At 71.0% G+C, this 17,821-nt stretch carries 8 protein-coding genes; 2 read left to right on the plus strand and 6 right to left on the minus strand.

From position 1 onward, the window contains the following. Positions 1–40 precede the first annotated feature (40 nt). Together NUG20_RS21340 and NUG20_RS21345 are read left to right on the plus strand one after the other, a co-directional pair. Positions 41–784, plus strand: coding sequence for an SDR family NAD(P)-dependent oxidoreductase (locus NUG20_RS21340; protein ID WP_263396353.1), 744 nt, complete (start codon positions 41–43; stop codon positions 782–784). 254 nt (positions 785–1,038) lie between these two features. Beyond that, on the plus strand, positions 1,039–1,371 hold the full coding sequence (locus NUG20_RS21345) for a hypothetical protein (protein ID WP_263396354.1): 333 nt from the start codon (positions 1,039–1,041) through the stop codon (positions 1,369–1,371). A 309-nt stretch (positions 1,372–1,680) separates the two neighbouring features. On the opposite strand, the gene NUG20_RS21350 is transcribed toward NUG20_RS21345, so the two are convergent. The 6 genes from NUG20_RS21350 to NUG20_RS21375 form a co-directional block, all read right to left on the minus strand. Further along, a complete protein-coding gene (locus NUG20_RS21350; protein WP_263396355.1) occupies positions 1,681–2,559 on the minus strand; it encodes a hypothetical protein in 879 nt (292 codons plus the stop codon). Positions 2,560–2,779: 220 nt separating this feature from the next. Next, positions 2,780–4,777 (minus strand): exodeoxyribonuclease V subunit alpha, encoded by a 1,998-nt coding sequence (gene recD, locus NUG20_RS21355; RefSeq protein WP_263396356.1) that lies wholly within the window; start codon positions 4,775–4,777, stop codon positions 2,780–2,782. A gap of 181 nt (positions 4,778–4,958) precedes the next feature. Next, positions 4,959–5,333 (minus strand): hypothetical protein, encoded by a 375-nt coding sequence (locus NUG20_RS21360; RefSeq protein WP_263396357.1) that lies wholly within the window; start codon positions 5,331–5,333, stop codon positions 4,959–4,961. After that, positions 5,330–9,187, minus strand: a complete 3,858-nt coding sequence (gene recB / locus NUG20_RS21365; protein WP_263396358.1) for an exodeoxyribonuclease V subunit beta — start codon at positions 9,185–9,187, stop codon at positions 5,330–5,332. Before recB ends, NUG20_RS21360 begins: the two co-directional genes overlap by 4 nt. Next, positions 9,184–12,597, minus strand: a complete 3,414-nt coding sequence (recC, locus tag NUG20_RS21370) for an exodeoxyribonuclease V subunit gamma (RefSeq protein WP_263396359.1) — start codon at positions 12,595–12,597, stop codon at positions 9,184–9,186. The genes recB and recC overlap by 4 nt, the downstream gene beginning before the upstream one ends. 527 nt (positions 12,598–13,124) lie before the next feature. Next, positions 13,125–17,591: a putative Ig domain-containing protein gene (locus NUG20_RS21375; RefSeq protein WP_263396360.1), complete on the minus strand. Its 4,467-nt coding sequence runs from the start codon at positions 17,589–17,591 to the stop codon at positions 13,125–13,127. Positions 17,592–17,821 lie beyond the last annotated feature (230 nt).

The following is a 17,821-nucleotide window of genomic DNA, read 5'->3' on the forward strand; positions in this document are numbered from 1 at the left end:
AAGTGGAGCAATCCTCCACTTATCCAGAAAGGAACGATTTATGAGCAGTCGATTCGAGGGCAAGGTTGTTGCGATCACGGGCGGCACCGACGGCATCGGGCTGGCGGCGGCGAAGGCCTTCGCCGCGGAAGGCGCGCAGGTCTACGTCACGGGGCGGCGCCAGGACCGGCTGGATGCCGCCGTGGCGGAGATCGGCCACGGCGCGGTGGGCGTGCAGGGCGACGTGGGCGTGCCGGAGGACCTAGACCGGCTGTACGCGCGCATCCGGCAGGACCATGGCCGGCTGGACGTGGTCTTCGCCAACGCGGGCGTGTCCGAGTCCGCGGCGCTGGGCGAGATCGACGAAGCGCACCTGGACCGCCTGCTCACGATCAACCTCAAGGGCACGGTGTTTACGGTGCAGCAGGCGCTGCCGCTGATGACGGCCGGCGGTGCGGTGATCCTGGCCGGCTCCGCGGCGGGCAGCATGGGCATTGGCGGGCTGTCCGTGTACAGCGCGACGAAGGCGGCCATCCGCGCCCTGGCGCGCACCTGGACGACCGACCTGAAATCCCGCGGCATCCGGGTGAACGTGGTCTCGGCCGGCATGGTCCACACGCCCTCCATGCAGAGCTACCTGGAGCGCAATGCGGGCGCGGAGGACGCGTTGACGCAGATGATCCCGTTCGGCCGCCTGGGCACCTCGGAGGAGATCGCCGCGGCGGTGCTGTTCCTGGCCTCGGATGCGGCGAGTTTCGTCGCCGGGCACGAGCTGTTCGTCGATGGCGGGGTCATGGCCGTCTAGGCTGGCTGCGTCGGCGGCAGGTCCACCGTTCCAGGCTCGTCGGTCATCCGCACCTGCAGCGGCAGCGGAACTCGAGCGTGATGGCGAACGCTGGGCGAGTCCGGAATGGTGCCGAGCGGGCGATGCACTGGCGGTGTCGGACTAGCGTTGCAACGCTGGTCCGACACCGCTGGTGACGCAGCCCCGCCCTCTTGACCTCCCATACATCCAGGCTTCCTCATCCTCGCCCCTGACTTTCACACCGGAGCGCCGAGATGACGAAATGGATGGGTGCCGCGCTGGCCGCGGTGATGCTGATGACCGCCTGCGCCAAGGTGGAGGGCGAGAAGTTCGTCGGCCACTGGGTCAACGTGCAGTCGCAGGACGACGTGATGGAGATCGAGCGCAACGGCGAGTCCTTCATGGTGCGCAACACCACGCCGCGGTTCTTCAGCCGCAAGCCGAAGACCGAGAGCTACCCGGCCATCTACAAGGATGGCGTGCTGCAGGTCTCCAACGACGGCGAAACGGTGAACTTCGCCATCGACCATGCCAACGGCCACCTCAGCACCGGCAGCGACGAGTACCAGCGCGTTCCGGCCAAGTGAGCGGTCGCCGGGATACATGCTCTCGAACGTAACGCGTGCGCCGCTGCCGTTTCGGGCAGCTGCGCACGACCAAGAGGTTGTGTCATGTTGTTTGCAACATGGCCTTCGCCTCTTGGTTTCTCGAAACCTACGCGGGGTTCTTGGTGCCCGGCCGCCACCAGCGCACCAACCCGCCAGGCGTGCCCATGCCGCCAAATGACGTTCCGCTGGAGTGGTCGTCCGGAAAGCTATGCCGATGCTGCGCAAGCCGACCCGGCCATCGGCTTCCCGGGCCGATGCGCTCGAGCATGTGGCAACAACGAGGCTGTCTCAAGGACCGGGGATGCGCGTCCAGTGCGCTCCATCGAACGCTGCAAGGTGCCGTTCGCCGGATGACCACAGGCACTGCGCATTCGCGTCTAGGTACCTGAAGGTCTGATCGCCGGGAAGTCCTGTCTCGACCCTCTCCAGCTTGTCGCCTTGTAGCGTGTAGAGCGCATTGGTGGTTGAAAGCCAGAGTCGATCGTCGAACCAGGCCATGTCCCAGAATGTCTCGTCGGTGAGTTCGTGCTCGATGCGCTCCCAGCGGTCGGCACGGCCTCGCATGACGATGCCCGACTGGCCCGAGATGTAAACCGCTCCATCGGGTGCGCACAGCACGTTTTCCAGGATGCTGTCGGTCGGGCTTTCGCGTTGCTGCCAGACACCATGTCGGCAACACCAGATCTCGCCCTGGTGGCCGACGGCATAGATTTCGTCTTCGTCGAAGCCGTCGATGGATTCGAAGCCATTGAGCCGATCGGCGGCCGGATCTTCGACCACTCCTTCATCGCAGCGCTGCCAAGCCCTGTCCTTACGCACATAGACCTGGCGGCCGAAGCCCGTGGCATAGACGCTTCCACCGATGGGGCGGATGTCGCGCAGCAGGCCGTGCTTGCTGGGTTTCTCCTCGCCCGCCTCCTCGTAGGCCTGCCCGTCGGGCGCAGCGCGATGAACGCTGCCATCGGCGCATAGCGTCAGAATTTCGGGAGCAGCGCCGCGAACTGCGCATATGCCGGCGGAAATCGCTTGAACGTAGAAGTTGTCCCATTTTCCGGTCCATCGAAAGACTCGGGTGCCGGGCTCGCGCTTGGAGTAGGCGAGCACATAGACGCGGCTCTCATCGAAGACTGCCACTCGGCTCAACGTCCAATCCAATGTTTGCGTCATGTCTTCCCTGTTTCAGTTGAATTGCCAAGCACTGGTGGCGATCTCTGGGATCATCGTGGGCCAGTGCATTGCGATTGTCTTGAAGATTGGGGCGTGTGTCCTCACCCGGATCTGCCCCTGACATCTATGCGATAGGCGCTCAACTGCGCTTCTAGACACCAAACGATGAAGTGCGCCGCAGTGTCTTGGCCGGCATCGCGCCAGTCGCCTCCCCGCACGTTCAGAACAGCGTGCCCTGCGTGGGCGCCGCGGGTGCCGGGGATGCCTCAACGGCGACCGGCACGTCTGCTTCACCCAAGCGCCACGCCAACCCCGAGATCCGCGCCGCATGTCGCGCCAGCGCGGCGCGCAGCACGGCTTCGCTGGCAGCCAGGTGCAGGGTCTGCCGGGCGCGGGTCAGGCCGGTGTAGACCAGTTCGCGACTGAGCACACGCACGTCGCGCGTCGGCAGCTGCAGCCACACTTCCTCGAACTCGCTGCCTTGCGCCTTGTGCACGGTCATCGCGAAGGCGCTTTCGTGCGCGGGCAAGGCGGCGGGGTGGAAGCCGCGGACCTGGCCGTCGCCCTCGCCTTCGAACCAGGCCACCAGGGCGCCCTGCGCGTCCCTGAGGCAGATGCCGACGTCGCCGTTGAACAGGCCATGGCGGTAGCTGTTTTCGGTGATCAGCAGCAGGCGGCCGTGGAACCAGGGCGAGGCGGCGCCGAGGCGGCGGGCGCCGGCGCCGCTGTCGGCCAGCAACTGTTCGATGCGGGCGTTGAGGCCGCGCGCGCCTTGCGGGCCGGCACGCACGGCGCTGAGCAGGCGCAGGCGCGCGGCGTCGCGCAGGGCATGGGCGGGATCGGCGGCGTCGGCCAGGGCGCGCCAGTGCGCGAGCAGGGCGTCGCGGCGGGCGGCGAGCGGGTCTTCGCTGTCTTCGTGGAAGTGCACGCCGGCCAGGTCGCCGCTGCGCAGCAGGGCCAGGGCGGTGTCGGCGTCCCCGGCGCGCACGGCGTCGGCCAGCGGCGCCAGTGCGAAACCCTGCGCCTGGCGGTAGCCGCGCAGCAGGTGCACGCGATGCCCGGACAGGCCGCCGCCGCGGGTGTCGGCGTGGGTGTGGCCGAGCAGCGGTTGCAGCGCTTGCGCGTCGTCCGGCTGCAGTGCGTCGCCGGGGCCGGCGGCCTGCAGGATGGCGGCAAGCACGTCGCCGGCTTCGACCGAGGGCAACTGGTCGGCATCGCCAAGCAGGATCAGCTGGGTGCCGTCGGCGACGGCTTCGACCAGCTTGCACATCAGCGGCAGGTCGACCATCGAGGCTTCGTCGACCACGATCAGGTCGAACGGCAGCGGGTTGTCGGCGTCATGGCGGAAGCGCGGCAGGTCGGGGATCACGCCGAGCAGGCGGTGCAGCGTGCTGGCGCCGGCCGGCAATGCGGCGGCCAGGGTCGGATCGATGCCGCTTTCGATGGCGCGCGCCACGGCGGTGCGCAGGCTCTCGGCCATGCGTTCGGCGGCGCGGCCGGTGGGCGCGGCCAGGGCGATGCGCGGGGCGGCGCTGTCCGTGGCCTGCGCCTGGGCGATGCGCAGCAGCAGCAGGCGGGCAATGGTGGTGGTCTTGCCGGTGCCGGGGCCGCCGGTGACCAGCAGCAGGGCGCGGCGCAGGGCGAGTGCGGCGGCCTGGGCTTGGCGGTCGGTGGGTTGGTCGGGGGCGGACATGCCCTTACTCCCGCTTCGGGCACCCTCTTTCCCGCGGGGACTTCCTTCGGTCGCCGATGGGAGCGGGAACAGCTGCGCGAACAGCGGGGCGAGCGCGGCGACGTCGAAGGCCGGCAGCGGGTGCGCGGCGATGCGGCGCAGGCCCTGCGCCAGGCGACGCTCGTATTCGCGGTAGCGGCGCAGGTAGAGCAGGCCGTGTTCCAGCACCAGCGGGCAGTCGGCAGCCGATGGGTCCTCCTGCGCGGGCTGGGCGATCCAGCGCGAGGCGGACAGGGCGCGTTGCCAGTCGGTCGGGTCCGGGAGTTGCGGCGGCGGGCCGTCGCGCGGGTCGAGCAGGACGCTGGCGCGGGCCGGGTCGAGGCCGGCGTGGCCGCTGGCGACTGCCAGTGAAGCCAGGGCGGCGGCGGACAGGACCAGGTCGGGGGTGTCCGGGGCCAGGCGGCTCAGGGTTTGGGCGAAGGCGTGGTCGAGCGTGCGTAGCGTGCCGCTACGGTGGAGGGCGGTCAGGAGGTTGGGTTGGTTCACGGGGTGGGCGCTCCGTGGGCGGACGTACCCTCACCCCAACCCCTCTCCCGGGGGGAGAGGGGCTCCAAAGCGGCGCCGGCGGACAGGGCGTCGGCGGCTTCGAGGAGCGTGGGGTCGAAGGCGTCGTCCAGGGTGCTTAGCGCGCCGCTGCTGTGGAGAGCGGCCAGGAGGTTGGGTTGGTTCACGGGGTGGGGGCTCCGTGGGCGGACGTACCCTCACCCCAACCCCTCTCCCGGGGGGAGAGGGGCTCCAAAGCGGCGTCGGCGGACAGGGCGTCGGCGGCTTCGAGGAGCGTGGGGTCGAAGGTGTCATCCAGGGTGCTTAGCGCGCCGCTGCTGTGGAGGGCGGTCAGGAGGTTGGGTTGGTTCACGGGGTGGGGGGCTCCGTGGGCGGACGTACCCTCACCCCAACCCCTCTCCCAGGGGGAGAGGGGCTCCAAAGCGGCGCCGGCGGACAGGGCGTCGGCGGCTTCGAGGAGCGTGGGGTCGAAGGCGTCATCCAGAGTGCTTAGCGCGCCGCTGCTGTGGAGGGCGGTCAGGAGGTTGGGTTGGTTCACGGGGTCGGGGCTCCGTGGGCGGACGTACCCTCACCCCAACCCCTCTCCCGGGGGGAGAGGGGCTCGAGCGGGGCGCCTGCGAACAGGGCGTCGACGGACTCGACCAACTCCGGGTCGAAGCGCCAGGCGTGCACGCCTGGCGATGGGTCGCGCGTGGCGTCCAGGCCGCGGCAGAACAGATAGCGCACGCCGCCGAAGTCGCGGGCGTAGTCGTAGGCTTCGCCCAGGCGGAAGCGCAGCCAGCGGTGCAGCGCGACGGTGTAGATCAGCGCCTGCAGTTCGTATTCGCTGTGCGCCATCGCGCGCGCCAATGCGTCGGCGTCGTAGCTGGGCAGGCGGTTGGACTTGTAGTCGAGCACGTACCAGCGCCCGTCGTGCTGGTAGGTGAGGTCGATCAGGCCGGTCATCAGGCCTTCCAGGCGCTTGCGCGCGCCGAAGGCCTGGCGTTCGCCGACCACGCCGAAGCGGTGCAGCAGCGCCAGCAGCGCGTCGACACGGGTGGGCCGCATCGCGAAGTGGAATTCCATTTCGTTGCGGCGTTGCGGTTCGGGCACCGCGGCCAGGTGGGTGCCTTCGGGCAGCGCGACGGTGAGGGTATGGCCGACCAGGGCGGTGAGCATGGCCGCGCCGTCGTCCAGTTCGTCCTGGGCGTAGCCGCCGCGTTGCAGCGCTTCGACGATGGCCGCGGTCTGCCCGTCCGGTGCCGGCTGGCCGGGACTCCAATCGCGCCAGGCGGCGAAGTCGCAGCGTTCGAACACGTCGTGCATCGCCACGCCGAAGCGGTTGCCGGCGAAGCGGCGATCGAAGGCTTCGACGTCCAGCGTGGTCGCAATGGCCTCGCTGGTGGACGGTTCGTCGCTGCCGCCGCTGCCGACGACGGTGGCGCTGGCCATCGGGTCGGCGGCGACGCCGGCATCGGCATTGGCCAGCTGGGTGAAGCTGTACACCCACCAGTCCGGGGCGATGTGCCGCTGCGGCACGCGCGCTGGCGGCACCTGGATCTCGGCGGCCGGCGGCAGGCGCGGCAGGTTGGCCGGCGGCGGCGTGGTGTCGATGGCGATCGCGCCTGTGCCCGCGGCGGTCTGCAACGCATCCAGGTCAGCGACCATCGCCGCCAGCGCGGTGCGCTCGTGCTGGTGGAACGGGCCGGTGGCGATCCACAGCGCGTGCTCGGCGCGGGTCAGGCCGACGTAGAGCAGGCGCGCGTCCTCGGCGCGCTGTTCCTGCCTCCACGCCGCCTCGGCCGCGCTCCACGCCGGATCGTCGTTGCCGCCGCTCCACTTCGACGTGTTCCAGTGCAGCTGGCGGCCGAGCGGCGGCGCATGCACGGCGCAATGCCGACCGGCGCCGCGGTCGTTGCGGCCGATGCCGACGTAGGGCAGGAACACCAGCGGATATTCCAGGCCCTTGCTCTTGTGCAGGGTCACGATCTGCACCCGGCGCGCGTCCGATTCCAGGCGCAGCTGCTGGGTCTCGTCGCTATCGTCGGCATTGGCGATGCGCCGCGCCAGCCAATCGACCAGGCCGTGCGGGCCGAGCGCGCGGGTGTCGGCTTCCTGCAGCAGCTCGGCCAGCTGCAGGTAGTTGGTCAGCCGGCGCTCGCCGTCGAGCAGCGCCAGCAGGCGTTGCGCGTGCGCGGCGCCGAGGTCGCCGATCAGCGCCAGCGGGCCGCCGCGCTGCCAGCGTTCGCGCCAGTCCAGCGCCTGTTGCTGCCAGCGCCGGTGGCGATCGCCGTCGTGTTCCAGCGCGGCGATCGCCGCGGCGTCCTCGCCGATCAGCACCGTCGCCAGCGCCGCGCGCAGGCGGCTGTCGTCGCCCGGGTCGAGCAGCGCCTGCAGCAGGGTCAGCAGTTCCAGCGCCTGGTCGGTGGCGAACAGGCTCTGCCGGCCGGCGGTCACCGCGGGAATGCCGACCGCGCCAAGCGCCTGCTGGATGCGGGTGGCCTCGCCATGGCTGCGCACCAGCACCGCGATGTCGCCGGCCTGCACCGGACGGCCGCCGACGCTGGCGGTGCCGGCGCGGCCGCCGGCGAGCCAGTCGCGGATCGCGGCGACGCAGGCGGCGGTGCACAGCGCGCGCGCGCGGCCGGCGCTCCAGGGTTTGGGCTTTCCTTTGTCCGGCGGCGGCGGCTCCGGCGCGCGCCACAGGGTCAGCGCTGGCGCGGTGGCGCCGTCGCGCTGCAGTTCGGCATCGCTGCGCTTGGTGCCCGGCTGCACCGGGTGGAAGGCGATGCCCTCGGTCAGGAACGCCTGCGCATGCCCGGCCTGCGCGTACAGCGCCTCGATCGCCGCCAGCAGCGCGGGACGCGAGCGGAAATTGTGCCCGAGCGGCGGTGCCGGTTCGGCGGTGGCGGCCGCGGCCAGGTAGGTCTGCACGTCGCCGCCGCGGAAGCCGTAGATGGCCTGCTTGGGATCGCCGATCAGTGCAAGGAAGCGCGCTTGCGCCTGGTCGAGCGGTTCGGCGTCGTGCTCGCCGTGCGAAACGCTGCGCTCGCCGTTTTCGTCCGCGGACCCGAACACCTTGGAGAAGATCGACCACTGCCGCGCATCGGTGTCCTGGAATTCGTCCACCAGCGCGATGGCGTACTGCGCACGCAGCCGCTGCGCCAGCGCCTCGCCCTGCGGGCCTTGCAGCGCGCGCGCCACGCCGTCGACCAGGTCGTCGTAGGTCTGCACGCGGCGCTGGCGCTTGAGCAGGGCCAGGCGCGCGCCGGCATCGTCGCGCAACGCGTGCAGCAGGCGGATGCGGCGCCGGCCGCGCCATTCCTCCACGCGCGCCAGCGCGGCCAGATAGCCGTCGATGGCATGGCTCAGCGGCGAGGCCGGGGTGCGGTCGACGAATTTCTTGTTGGTGCCGGCGGCCAGTTCCGCGGCGGTCAGCTTGATCAGCTTGGGGTGCGGCGGCAGGCCCTGTGTGGGCGCGGCGGCGAATCCGTCGAACCAATGCCACAGCGCGGCCAGCCAGTCGGGCTTGTAGCTGACCTTGCTCAGCACGCCGCCGTCGATCGCGGCCATGATGGCGTCGAAGAAGGCAACGCCATGGGCCTGGAACGCCGCGGCCAATGCGCTGCCCGCCGCTTGCGCCGCCTGCAGCAACGCGGCGGGATCGTCGGCGGTGGTGGCGACCGCCGGCAGCAGCTGCGGATGCCGCACCAGTTCGCGCAGGTCGCTGGCCAGTGCCTCGGGGCCGCCGGGCCACAGCGCGACCAGATCCTCGGCCATCGCCGCGTCGGCGGCGCGCTGGCGCCACAGGTCGGCGGCGACTTCGGCCAGCAGTTCGCGGTCGTTGGCCAGCAGTTCCGGCGCGGCGAAGGCCTGGCCGCTCTCCAGCGCGTGCTCGCGCAGCACGCGGGCGCAGAAGCCGTGGATGGTGAAGATCGCGGCGAGGTCGATTTCCTCCACCGCTTGTTGCAGGCGGCGGCGCAGGGCGGCGGGGGTTTCGTCGCTGGCGGCCAGATGCGCGGCGAGGATGGCGCGGGTGAGAACGGCGTCGGGGGATTCCTGTAGGAGCGGCTTCAGCCGCGACGGGTCGTTTGCGATCTCGGTTGGCGACAGGTCATCCGAACTCTCTGTCGCGGCTGAAGCCGCTCCTACAGAAGCAGCCGGCGTTGCATCGGGCACCAGCGTCGCCGCGAGCGCCAGGCGCTCGCGGATGCGCCGGCGCAGTTCCTGGGTGGCGGCCTCGGTGAAGGTGACGGCGAGGATCTGGCCGACGCGCAAGCGGCGCTCGACCACCAGCCGGGTGAACAGCGTGGCCAGAGTGAAGGTCTTGCCGGTGCCGGCGCTGGCCTCGATCAGGCGCACGCCGTGCAGGGGCAGAGTCAGGTACGGGTCGGCGGCGAGCGGTCCGCTCATTCGGCGTCCTCCTGCGCGCCGCGCCACTGCCGCCAGCTCTCCGCCAGCCGCGCCGGATCCAGCGCGCCGCCGGCGTCGCCGCGTTCGAGCAGCGCATACAGCCGGTGGCTGGTGGCGGCGAATTCGGCGAAGCGCTGCGCATCGGCGAACGGATCGCGGCCGCGGTGCACCAGGCGCAGTTCCGGGCTCGTCGCTTCGCTCCAGCCGAAGCTGGCCTGCCACTGCGCGGCGGCGTCCTTGATCGCCTTGTCGAGGTCGTCGTCGCGCGCGGCCTGGTGGTATTTCCAGCTGCTGTACGGGGCGAACGCCAGCGGCGCCTGCAGGCCCTGCCGGTACAGCCGCAGCAGCTCGGCGAGCGCCGCCTGCGCCTGTGCCTGCGACAGCGGTTCGGCCGCGTTGGCGTCCATCGGATGCGGGCCGAGGCTGTCGTCGTCCTCGAAGAAGCGCACGTAGTCGGCGCGCTCGCCGGCGGCGCGCAGCAGCAGCCACTCCAGGCCGTGGCGGATCGCCGCGCGGCCGCTGACCGCGCCGACCTGCACGCGGCCCACGCCGTTGGCGTACCAACCCGGCAGGCGGCCGTGCAGGTCGATGTCGTCGATCCGCACCTGCAGCCGCTGCGAGCGTGCCGGCGCGTCGCCGCGCCACTGCGCGAACGCTTCAGCGTACGGGCGCAGCTGGCGCAGGCGCTCGTCGAGCAGGCGCCGGCCGAGCGGGCCTGACGGCAGCAGCGCGCGCGCGCGCAGGCGCTCGTACAGGCCATCGGCGGCGCCGGCGAGCACCGCCTCCAGCACCTGTTGCTGTAGGCCGTACTGGTCCAGCCCGCCGCTCGGCGCCAGCAGCGGCTCCAGGTCGCTGTCCTCGCCGGCCGGATCGGGCAGGCGCATGCCCAGCCGATGGCGCAGGAACTGCCCGGCCGGATCGGCGAACAGCCGGCGCAGGTCGTCGATCGACAGGCTTGCCGGCAGCGCGATGGCGTCCGCCGGCAACGCGCCCGCGACCCATGGCGCCAGCGGCTGGCGCTGCCCGGCCAGGCTGTCCACCGCCGGCCGCCATTGCCGGCGGTAGCTGAAGCGGCGCGGGTCGGCGCCGTCTTCGCCGAGCGCGCCGAACGCGGCGGCGGCGAACGGCTGCAGCGGATGGCGCACGACCAGCGCGTCGATGGCCTTGGGAGCGGTGTGGTACTGCGCGGCGCTGGCCAGCAGTTCGCTGACCAGCACCGACGGCTCGCGCGGCGTGCCATCGCGCGCATCGGCGCCCAGGTAGCTGAGGTAGAACACGTCCTGCGCCGAGGCGAACAGCTGCAGGAACAGGAAGCGGTCGTCCTCGCGGGTGGAGCGGTCGCCGTGGCGGCGGCGCTCGCTGCCCAGGTCGGCGGTGAGGCGATTGAGGCCGGCGGCCGGGTCGCGGCGCGGGAAGTCGCCGTCGTTCATGCCGAGCAGGCAGATCGCGCGGAACGGCAGCAGGCGCATCGGCACCATGCGGCCGAAACTGATGCCGCCGGTGAGCAGCGGCGCGCGCGTGTCCGATTCGCCCAGCACCGCGGCGAAGTGCGCGCGCACCACCTCGGCCGGCACCTTGCCGGCGTAGTCGGCGCGCGCGGCGTCGCGCGCGAACTGGTCGATCAGCGTGCGCAACCGTTCCAGCGCGCGCTGCGCGCGCGGCGCTGATGGCGCCTGCGGGATCAGCGCGTCGAGCAGGCCGAGCAGGCATTCGCGCCAGTCGGCGGGTGTCATCGGGTCGGCCAGCATGGCCTGGTGGCGGTCCAGCACCCGCAGCAGCCGCAGCAGCGTGTCCAGCGCCAGCAGCGCGCTGCCTTCCAGCTGCGGCCATGGCGCCACGCCGGCGATGTCGTCCTCGGCACCGCTGGCGTGGCCTAGCAGCAGCCGGTCCAGCGCAAAGCGCCAGGTATAGGCATCGTCGCCAGGCGCCTGGTGCTGGTGCCGGTGCGCCGCGTCCAGGCCCCAGCGCGCGCCGGCGGCGTGCAGCCAGCCGCGCAGGCGTTCCAATCCGGTTTCGTCCAGCCCGGCCGCCTCGGCGATTGGCGCGCTGGCCAGCAGGTCGAGGATCTCGTGCAGGCCGAAGCGCGACAGCGGCAGGCCGAGCAGGGTCAGGAACACCTCGGCCAGCGGCTCGCTGGCCAGCGGACTGGCGTCGGCCAGCGCGTAGGGCAGCGCGCCGTCGCTGCCGTGGCCGCCGAACACCGCGTCCAGGTATGGCACGTACGGGTCGATGTCCGGCGACAGCACCGCGATCTCGCGCGGCTGCAGCGGCGGATCGAAGCGGGGGTCGTCGAGCAAGGCGCGCAGCTGATCGTGCAGCACCTGCAGTTCGCGCAGGCGGGTGTGGCAGGCGTGCACCTGCAGGCTCGGATCGGCCAGGTCGACCGCCGGCAACGGCGGCGGCACGGCCGGCGCGCGGCGGTGGAACAGGTCGCTCTGCATGCGCCGCAGCAGGCTGTCGCCGAGGCCGCCGTCGGCGAGCGCGCGTGCGCCGGAGGCCAGCGGGTCGGCGTAGACCGCGATCTCGGCCAGCGGATGCACCACTTCGTAGTCGCCGACCAGCGCCATGAAGTCGCGCCCCGCCGCACCCCAGGCCTGCAGCAGCGGATTCTCCTGCACCTGCTCGGCGAACAATTCCACCGCCCCGTCCTGGCGGCGGCGCTGCCACAGCGTCTGCAGGTCGCCCCAATAGCCCTGGGTCGGCGTGGGCAGGTAGAAGTGCAGGGTGCCCACGCGCGCCTGGGTGGCGAGCACGCGCAGCACGTCCGGGGAGACGTTGAGGATGGCGAAGGCGAACAGCCGCCGCGGCAGTCCTTGCGGCAACGGGCCGTCGGGGCGCGCGTAGCGGTCCAGGTATTGGCCGATGCGACGCGCGCGGTACTGGCGGCCGCTGGCGATCCTGCGCCACAGCCGCGCCTGCGGGTCGTCCGCGTCGGCGCCGCCTTCCCAGCGCAGCAGCCAGTCGCGGCGCCAGGCCTGGTACTTCTCGAACACGTTGCCCAGCTCGCCGGCCAGCGCCCAGGGCTTGAGCGCATCGCCGTCGGCCAGGTAGCCGGCCAGCGGGGCGAGGGCCGCATCGCTGCCGAGATCGGCCTGCAACGCCGCGTACAGCCGCCACTGGGTGGTGGCCATGTCCAGATCGTCGGCGGCCGGACCGAGATTGGCCTCCAGCGCGCGCGCGACGAATTCGCCGGGGGTCAGGAATTCCAGGTTCGCGGCGACGCCGTGCGCAGCGGCCAGCGTGGACTGCAGCCAGCGGCGCATCGCCACCTGCGGGATCAGCACCACTTCCGGCGTCAGCAGCGGCTGTTCCGGCACCGGCCGGCGCAGCTCCTCGGCGAGCAGGGCGGCCAGGGTATCCAGCGCATTGGACGGATACAGGCGGAAGTCGGGCGCGGAGGTGGCGTGCATGCGTGCGGCATTGTGCCGGATGCGCGCGTGCGGTGGCGTTGCGCGGTGCCGGTCGGTCTGCCGGGGCAGTTGTGGCAGTGCGGCTGTTCCCTTCTCCCGTCGGGAGAAGGTGCCCCGAAGGGGCGGATGAGGGTACGGGCGCAGCCTCGTGCATTCCAGATCAGCGAGTCGCTTCGCGCCGTACCCTCACCCCAACCCCTCTCCCGGCGGGAGAGGGGCTACCGGCTGTTCCCTTCTCCCATCGGGACCATGGCCCCCTTTCGGGGGAAGGTGCCCCGAAGGGGCGGATGCGGGTACGCGCGCAGCCTCGTGCTCCCAAACCCAGCGAGACGCTTCGCGCCGGACCCTCACCCCAACCCCTCTCCCGGTGGGAGAGGGGCTTGGCTTCTTCCTTCTCCCATCGGGAGAAGGTGCCCCGCAGGGGCGGATGAGGGTACGGGCGCAGCCTCGTGTACCCAAACTCCGCGAGACGCTTCGCGCCGGACCCTCACCCCAACCCTCTCTCGACGGGAGAGGGGCTTATCGCGTCAGTACTTCTTCTCGACGTTGAACATCCAGGTCTGGTCGCTGCCGCTGTCGCCGTCGGTCACGCCGCGGTATTCGACGCGGGTGGACAGGCCCTGTTCGGTGGTGAACACCGCGCCCAGCCCCAGCATCAGCCGATTGCGGTCGAACACGCTCAGCCCGGTGCGGTACAGCGGGCCGCCGCTCAGGTCGGCGTAGCTCAGCGTGGCGTCGCCGCGGCCCTGGAAGTCGCGCTGGTATTCCACGCGCAGCTGCGGGGTGAACTGGCCCCAGGACATCTCGCGCCGCCACTCCAGGCGCAGGCCGAGGTTGCCGGTGGTGGTGGACACGTCCATGTCCGCGTAGTGCAGCGCGTACGGCGCCATCGCCGCTTCGCTGTAGGCGTCCAGCGTGGCGCGGGCCATGTCCACCCGCGCATACGGGGTGATCTGCCAGTCGCCGCGCTGCAGGTCGGCGCCGGTGGACACCGATGCGATCCACTGGCTGCCGTCGCGGCCGCCTTCGGCCAGTTCGCCGTTGTCGGTCACGTAGCGGCGCAGGTCGTAGGACAGCAGCTGGTAGCCGACCAGGGTGTCGAAGAAGAAGTGCTGCCCAGGATGGACGCTGGCATACAACGCCAGCGTGTACGCGGTGGCCTTGCTGCGGCTGCCGTTCCTGCCGACGTCGCTGTCGTCGCGGCCCCAGCCCAGGCCCGCGCCCAGCGCCAGCCAGTCCGACGCCCGGTAGTCGGCACCCATGCTCAGGCCGTCGGACTGGAAGTCCACCCCGGCGCGCTGCGCCTGCTTGTCCAGGCTGCCGGAGCGGATCGCACCGCCCACCCACAGGCCGAGGTCGCCGTCGACCGCGGTCCTGGCGGTCGGCGTGCGCGTGGCCGCCGGATCGCCGGCGTCCATCGCCGTATCCGCATCCCAGGTCGGCTGGCTGCACGGCTGCGCCGTCACCCCGCGCTCGGCCTGGCGGCAGTGCGAGCTGGCCTGGAAGCTCAGGCTGTTGTCGAAGCTGCGATCGCCGCGGTGGGTCGCCTCCAGCCGGCGCTGGAAGTTGTCGATCTGCGCCTTGGCGAAACGCCGGGTCGACTCGGCCTGCGCGTCGATCAGCCCGCGCACTTCCGCATCCAGGGTCGGATCCGGACGCGGCGCGACCACGAACACGATGGCCGCTTCGGCCGACGTCGCATAGGCGTTGGACAGCGTGAAGCGCACCGTGGCCTGGCCGGAGAACGCCGGGTTCGGGGTGAAGGTCATGATGAAGCTGGGGCCATCGGCCGCGGCTGCGGTCGGAACACCAGTCGCCGCCGCGCCGCCGCTGCGGGTAATGGTCGCGGTGCCGGCATTGGCCGGCATGATCGCCACCAGCGCGGCAGCCACGAACGGCCCACCGGTCGCGTTGCGGGTCAGATCCACCGTCTGCGCTTCGCCGGACACCGCCTGCATCGTCGCCGACGCCGCGACAGGACGCGCATTGACGGTGATGGTGACCGTGGCCGGCGCCGAGGTGCCGCCAGCGCCGGTGGCGGTATAGCTCAGGGTGTCGGCGCCGACATAGCCGGCGGCCGGCGTGTATATCAGCTGCACGCCGTTCACCACCGCGGTGCCGTGGGTCGGCGCCGTCGTCACCGCGATCGTGTCGATGCTGCCGGTGTCGTTGCCGGTCACCGCCAGGGTCAGCGCCGTCTCGACCAGCGTTGCGCCGGTATCGTCCACCGCCACCGGTGCCGGCACCGCCGCGGCGATCGCCACGGTGTAGGCCTGTGCCGCGGTGAAGCCGTGCGCGTCGGTGACAGTCACGGTGAAGGTAGAACTGGCGATGGCGGTCGGGGTGCCCGAGAGCGCGCCGCCCGCGGCCAGGGTCAGACCGGCCGGCAAGGTGCCGGCGCTGACCGCGTAGCTGTACGGCGCGGTGCCGCCACTGGCGCTCAGGGTCTGGCTGTAGGCGTTGCCGACCGTGCCTGACGGCAATGTCGGCGGCGCGACGCTCAGCGTCGGCGCGGCGATCGACAGCGTGTACGCCTGCGCCGCAGTGAAGCTGCCTGCGTCGGTGACGGTCACGGTGAAGGCGAAGCTACCGGCAACCGTCGGGGTGCCCGCCAGCGCGCCACCGGCCGCCAGGCTCAGCCCGGTCGGCAACGCGCCGGCGCTGACCGCGTAGCTGTACGGCGCGGTGCCGCCGCTCGCACTCAGCGTCTGGCTATAGGCGCTGCCGGCCGTACCGGTCGGCAGCGTCGGCGGCGCTATGCTCAGCGTCGGCGACACGATGCTCAGGCTGTAGCTCTGGCTCGCCTGCCCGGCGCTGCCGGTGGTGCTGTCGGTCGCGGTCAGGCTGAAGTTGAAATTGCCGGCCACGGTCGGCGTGCCGCTGAGTGCACCGGTCGCGCTGTTGACCGTGACGCCGGCCGGCAATGCGCCGGCGCTGAGCGTATAGGTGTACGGCGCGATGCCGCCGGTCGCCGGGTTGATGGCGGCCGTGTACGCCTGGCCGGCAGTACCGCCCGCCAGGGTGGTGGCCGGCAGGGTGAGCGTCGGGCTGGCCACGACCAGCGCGTAGGCGCGGTTGCCGCTGGTGGGGCTGCCGCCGCTGTCGGTGGCGGTCGCGGTGAAGTTGAAGCTGCCGCTGGCGGTCGGCGTGCCGGACAGCACGCCGGCGGCGCTCAAGGTCAATCCGGCCGGCAATGCTCCCGCGCTGATCACGAAGGAGTAAGGCGCGGTGCCGCCGCTGGCACTCAGGTTCTGGCTGTAGGCGGTGCCCGCCGTCGCCGATGGCAGCGACGCCGGACCGACAGTCACCACCGCATCGTCGTTGGTGATGGTGCCGGTGCCGGTGGCGCGGGCGATGCCCGCGTTGCTGGCGCCGGACAAATCGACGCTGAAGGTCTCGTTCGGCTCGACCGCGGTATCGCCGTTGACGGTGATCGCCACGCCTTGCGCGGTGGTCCCCGGCGCGAAGGTCAGCGTACCGACGCGCGCGACATAGTCGCTGCCGGCGGTGGCGGTGCCGTCGGCGCTGGCGTAGTCGACCGATACGGTCTGGCCGCTGGCCGCGCTCAGGCTCACCGTGAAGGTGGCCGTGGTGGTGCCGCTGTTGCCTTCGTTGACGCTGACATCGTCGATCGACAGCGTCGGCTGCGCATCGTCGTTGACGATGGTGCCCTGGCCCTGGGGGTCGCTGACGCTGGCGCCGCTGACGTTGCTGACGTTGACGAAGAAGTTCTCGTTGGCTTCGTTGAGCGAGTCGCCGTTGATCAGCACGGTGAAGGTGCCGCTGCTGCTGCCGGCGGGGATGGTCTGCCCGGTCAGGCTCGAGGCGACGTAGTCCACGCCCGCAGTGGCGGAGCCATCGGCCGTGGCGATGTCGAAGCTGACGCCGCCGGCGCCGGCCGGCTGGCTCAGCGAGACGGTAAAGGTCGCGTTGCTGGTGCCGGCATCGCCTTCGTTGAGGCTCACATTGTTGATGCTCAGCGAGGGCACATCGTCGTTGGCGATGGTGCCGGTGGCGCTATCGGGCGAACCCACGCTGTAGCCGCTGCCCGCGGCCAGGCTGATCACCACGGTTTCGTCGGGTTCGACGGTGCCGTCGGCGGTCGGATTGATGGTGATGGTGCCGATGGTCTGGCCGGCGCCGATCACCAGCGGCGAGCTCACGGCCGCGTAATCGGCGCCGGACGTGGCGCTGCCGCCGACGCTGAAGGCGACCGACGTCGCGTTCACCGGGGCCTGGTCGAGCGTGACGGTGTAGACCAGGTTGGTGGCGCCGTCCTCGGACACGCTGGCCGGGGCCACCGCGATCGACGCGCTGGGCACGTCGTCGTCGAGGATGGTCGCGGTCGCCGCGGACGGGCTGCCGATGCCGTAACCGCTGCCGCTGACCACGCTCATGATCACCGTCTCGTCCGCTTCGACGGTGCCGTCGGCGATCGGCGTGATGGGGAACGTGGCGGTGGTGGTATTGGCCGGAATCACGACGCTGCCCACCGCGCCGTTGTAGTCCCCCCCGCTGGTGGCGGTGCCGCTGGAGGCGATGTTGACCGTCGTCGCCGAATTGCTGGTCTGGCTCAGCGTCACCGTGTAGGTGAAGGCCGCGCCGCTGTCTTCGTTGCGGCTGGCCGGCGCGACCGCGATGCTGGCCGATAGCGCTGGGGTGATGGTGATGTTGAAGGTGATGGTGTCGCCGTCTCCGTCGAAGTAATAGAAGCTGTCGGACGTTGCCGCATTGCCGTTGTGGGTATAGGTGACGGTCTGCGCCCCACCTGCGCCGAGGCCACTAAGCACGCTGGTGCCGTTTGTTGGCTGACTACTGTCCTCACCGAGTCCGAGATCAGACGGCCCGTCGCAATTGCTGACGTCGATGACGACGGAGTTGCCCTGCACAACGGTCCTGCTTACGGTCGGGCAGTACTGCGAGGCCGCTGCGGCGGCCAGGCCGGAATACGACATCGTCAGCAACAGCAGCGCAAAAATCAGCGGCAAGCGCACAAAGGCACGCGCACTTGCGTGCGCAACGGTGCAATTCGTAGACATATTCCATTTCCCCGGAAGATCACGCCATCCCACTGGCGCCGGCAACGCTCCTGGTGCCTCGGACAGCATGGTTATAGGCTTTAAAAGGCGTATTCCCCTCCACGCTGCAGCGGCATTTGAACAGTAAATTCACATATTCGTAAAGCAACAAATGCACTGAAACTGTCTAGTTCAGCATTATCAAA

The organism is Xanthomonas sp. CFBP 8443, assembly GCF_025666195.1.
GTDB lineage: Bacteria > Pseudomonadota > Gammaproteobacteria > Xanthomonadales > Xanthomonadaceae > Xanthomonas_A.

Bases quoted from the DNA above. Each gene is read 5' to 3' on its own strand.
- recC (WP_263396359.1), bottom strand. From the start codon at position 12,597: ATGCACGCCACCTCCGCGCCCGACTTCCGCCTGTATCCGTCCAATGCG.
- recB (WP_263396358.1), bottom strand. From the start codon at position 9,187: ATGAGCGGACCGCTCGCCGCCGACCCGTACCTGACTCTGCCCCTGCAC.
- NUG20_RS21350 (WP_263396355.1), bottom strand. From the start codon at position 2,559: ATGACGCAAACATTGGATTGGACGTTGAGCCGAGTGGCAGTCTTCGAT.
- NUG20_RS21345 (WP_263396354.1), top strand. From the start codon at position 1,039: ATGACGAAATGGATGGGTGCCGCGCTGGCCGCGGTGATGCTGATGACC.
- NUG20_RS21340 (WP_263396353.1), top strand. From the start codon at position 41: ATGAGCAGTCGATTCGAGGGCAAGGTTGTTGCGATCACGGGCGGCACC.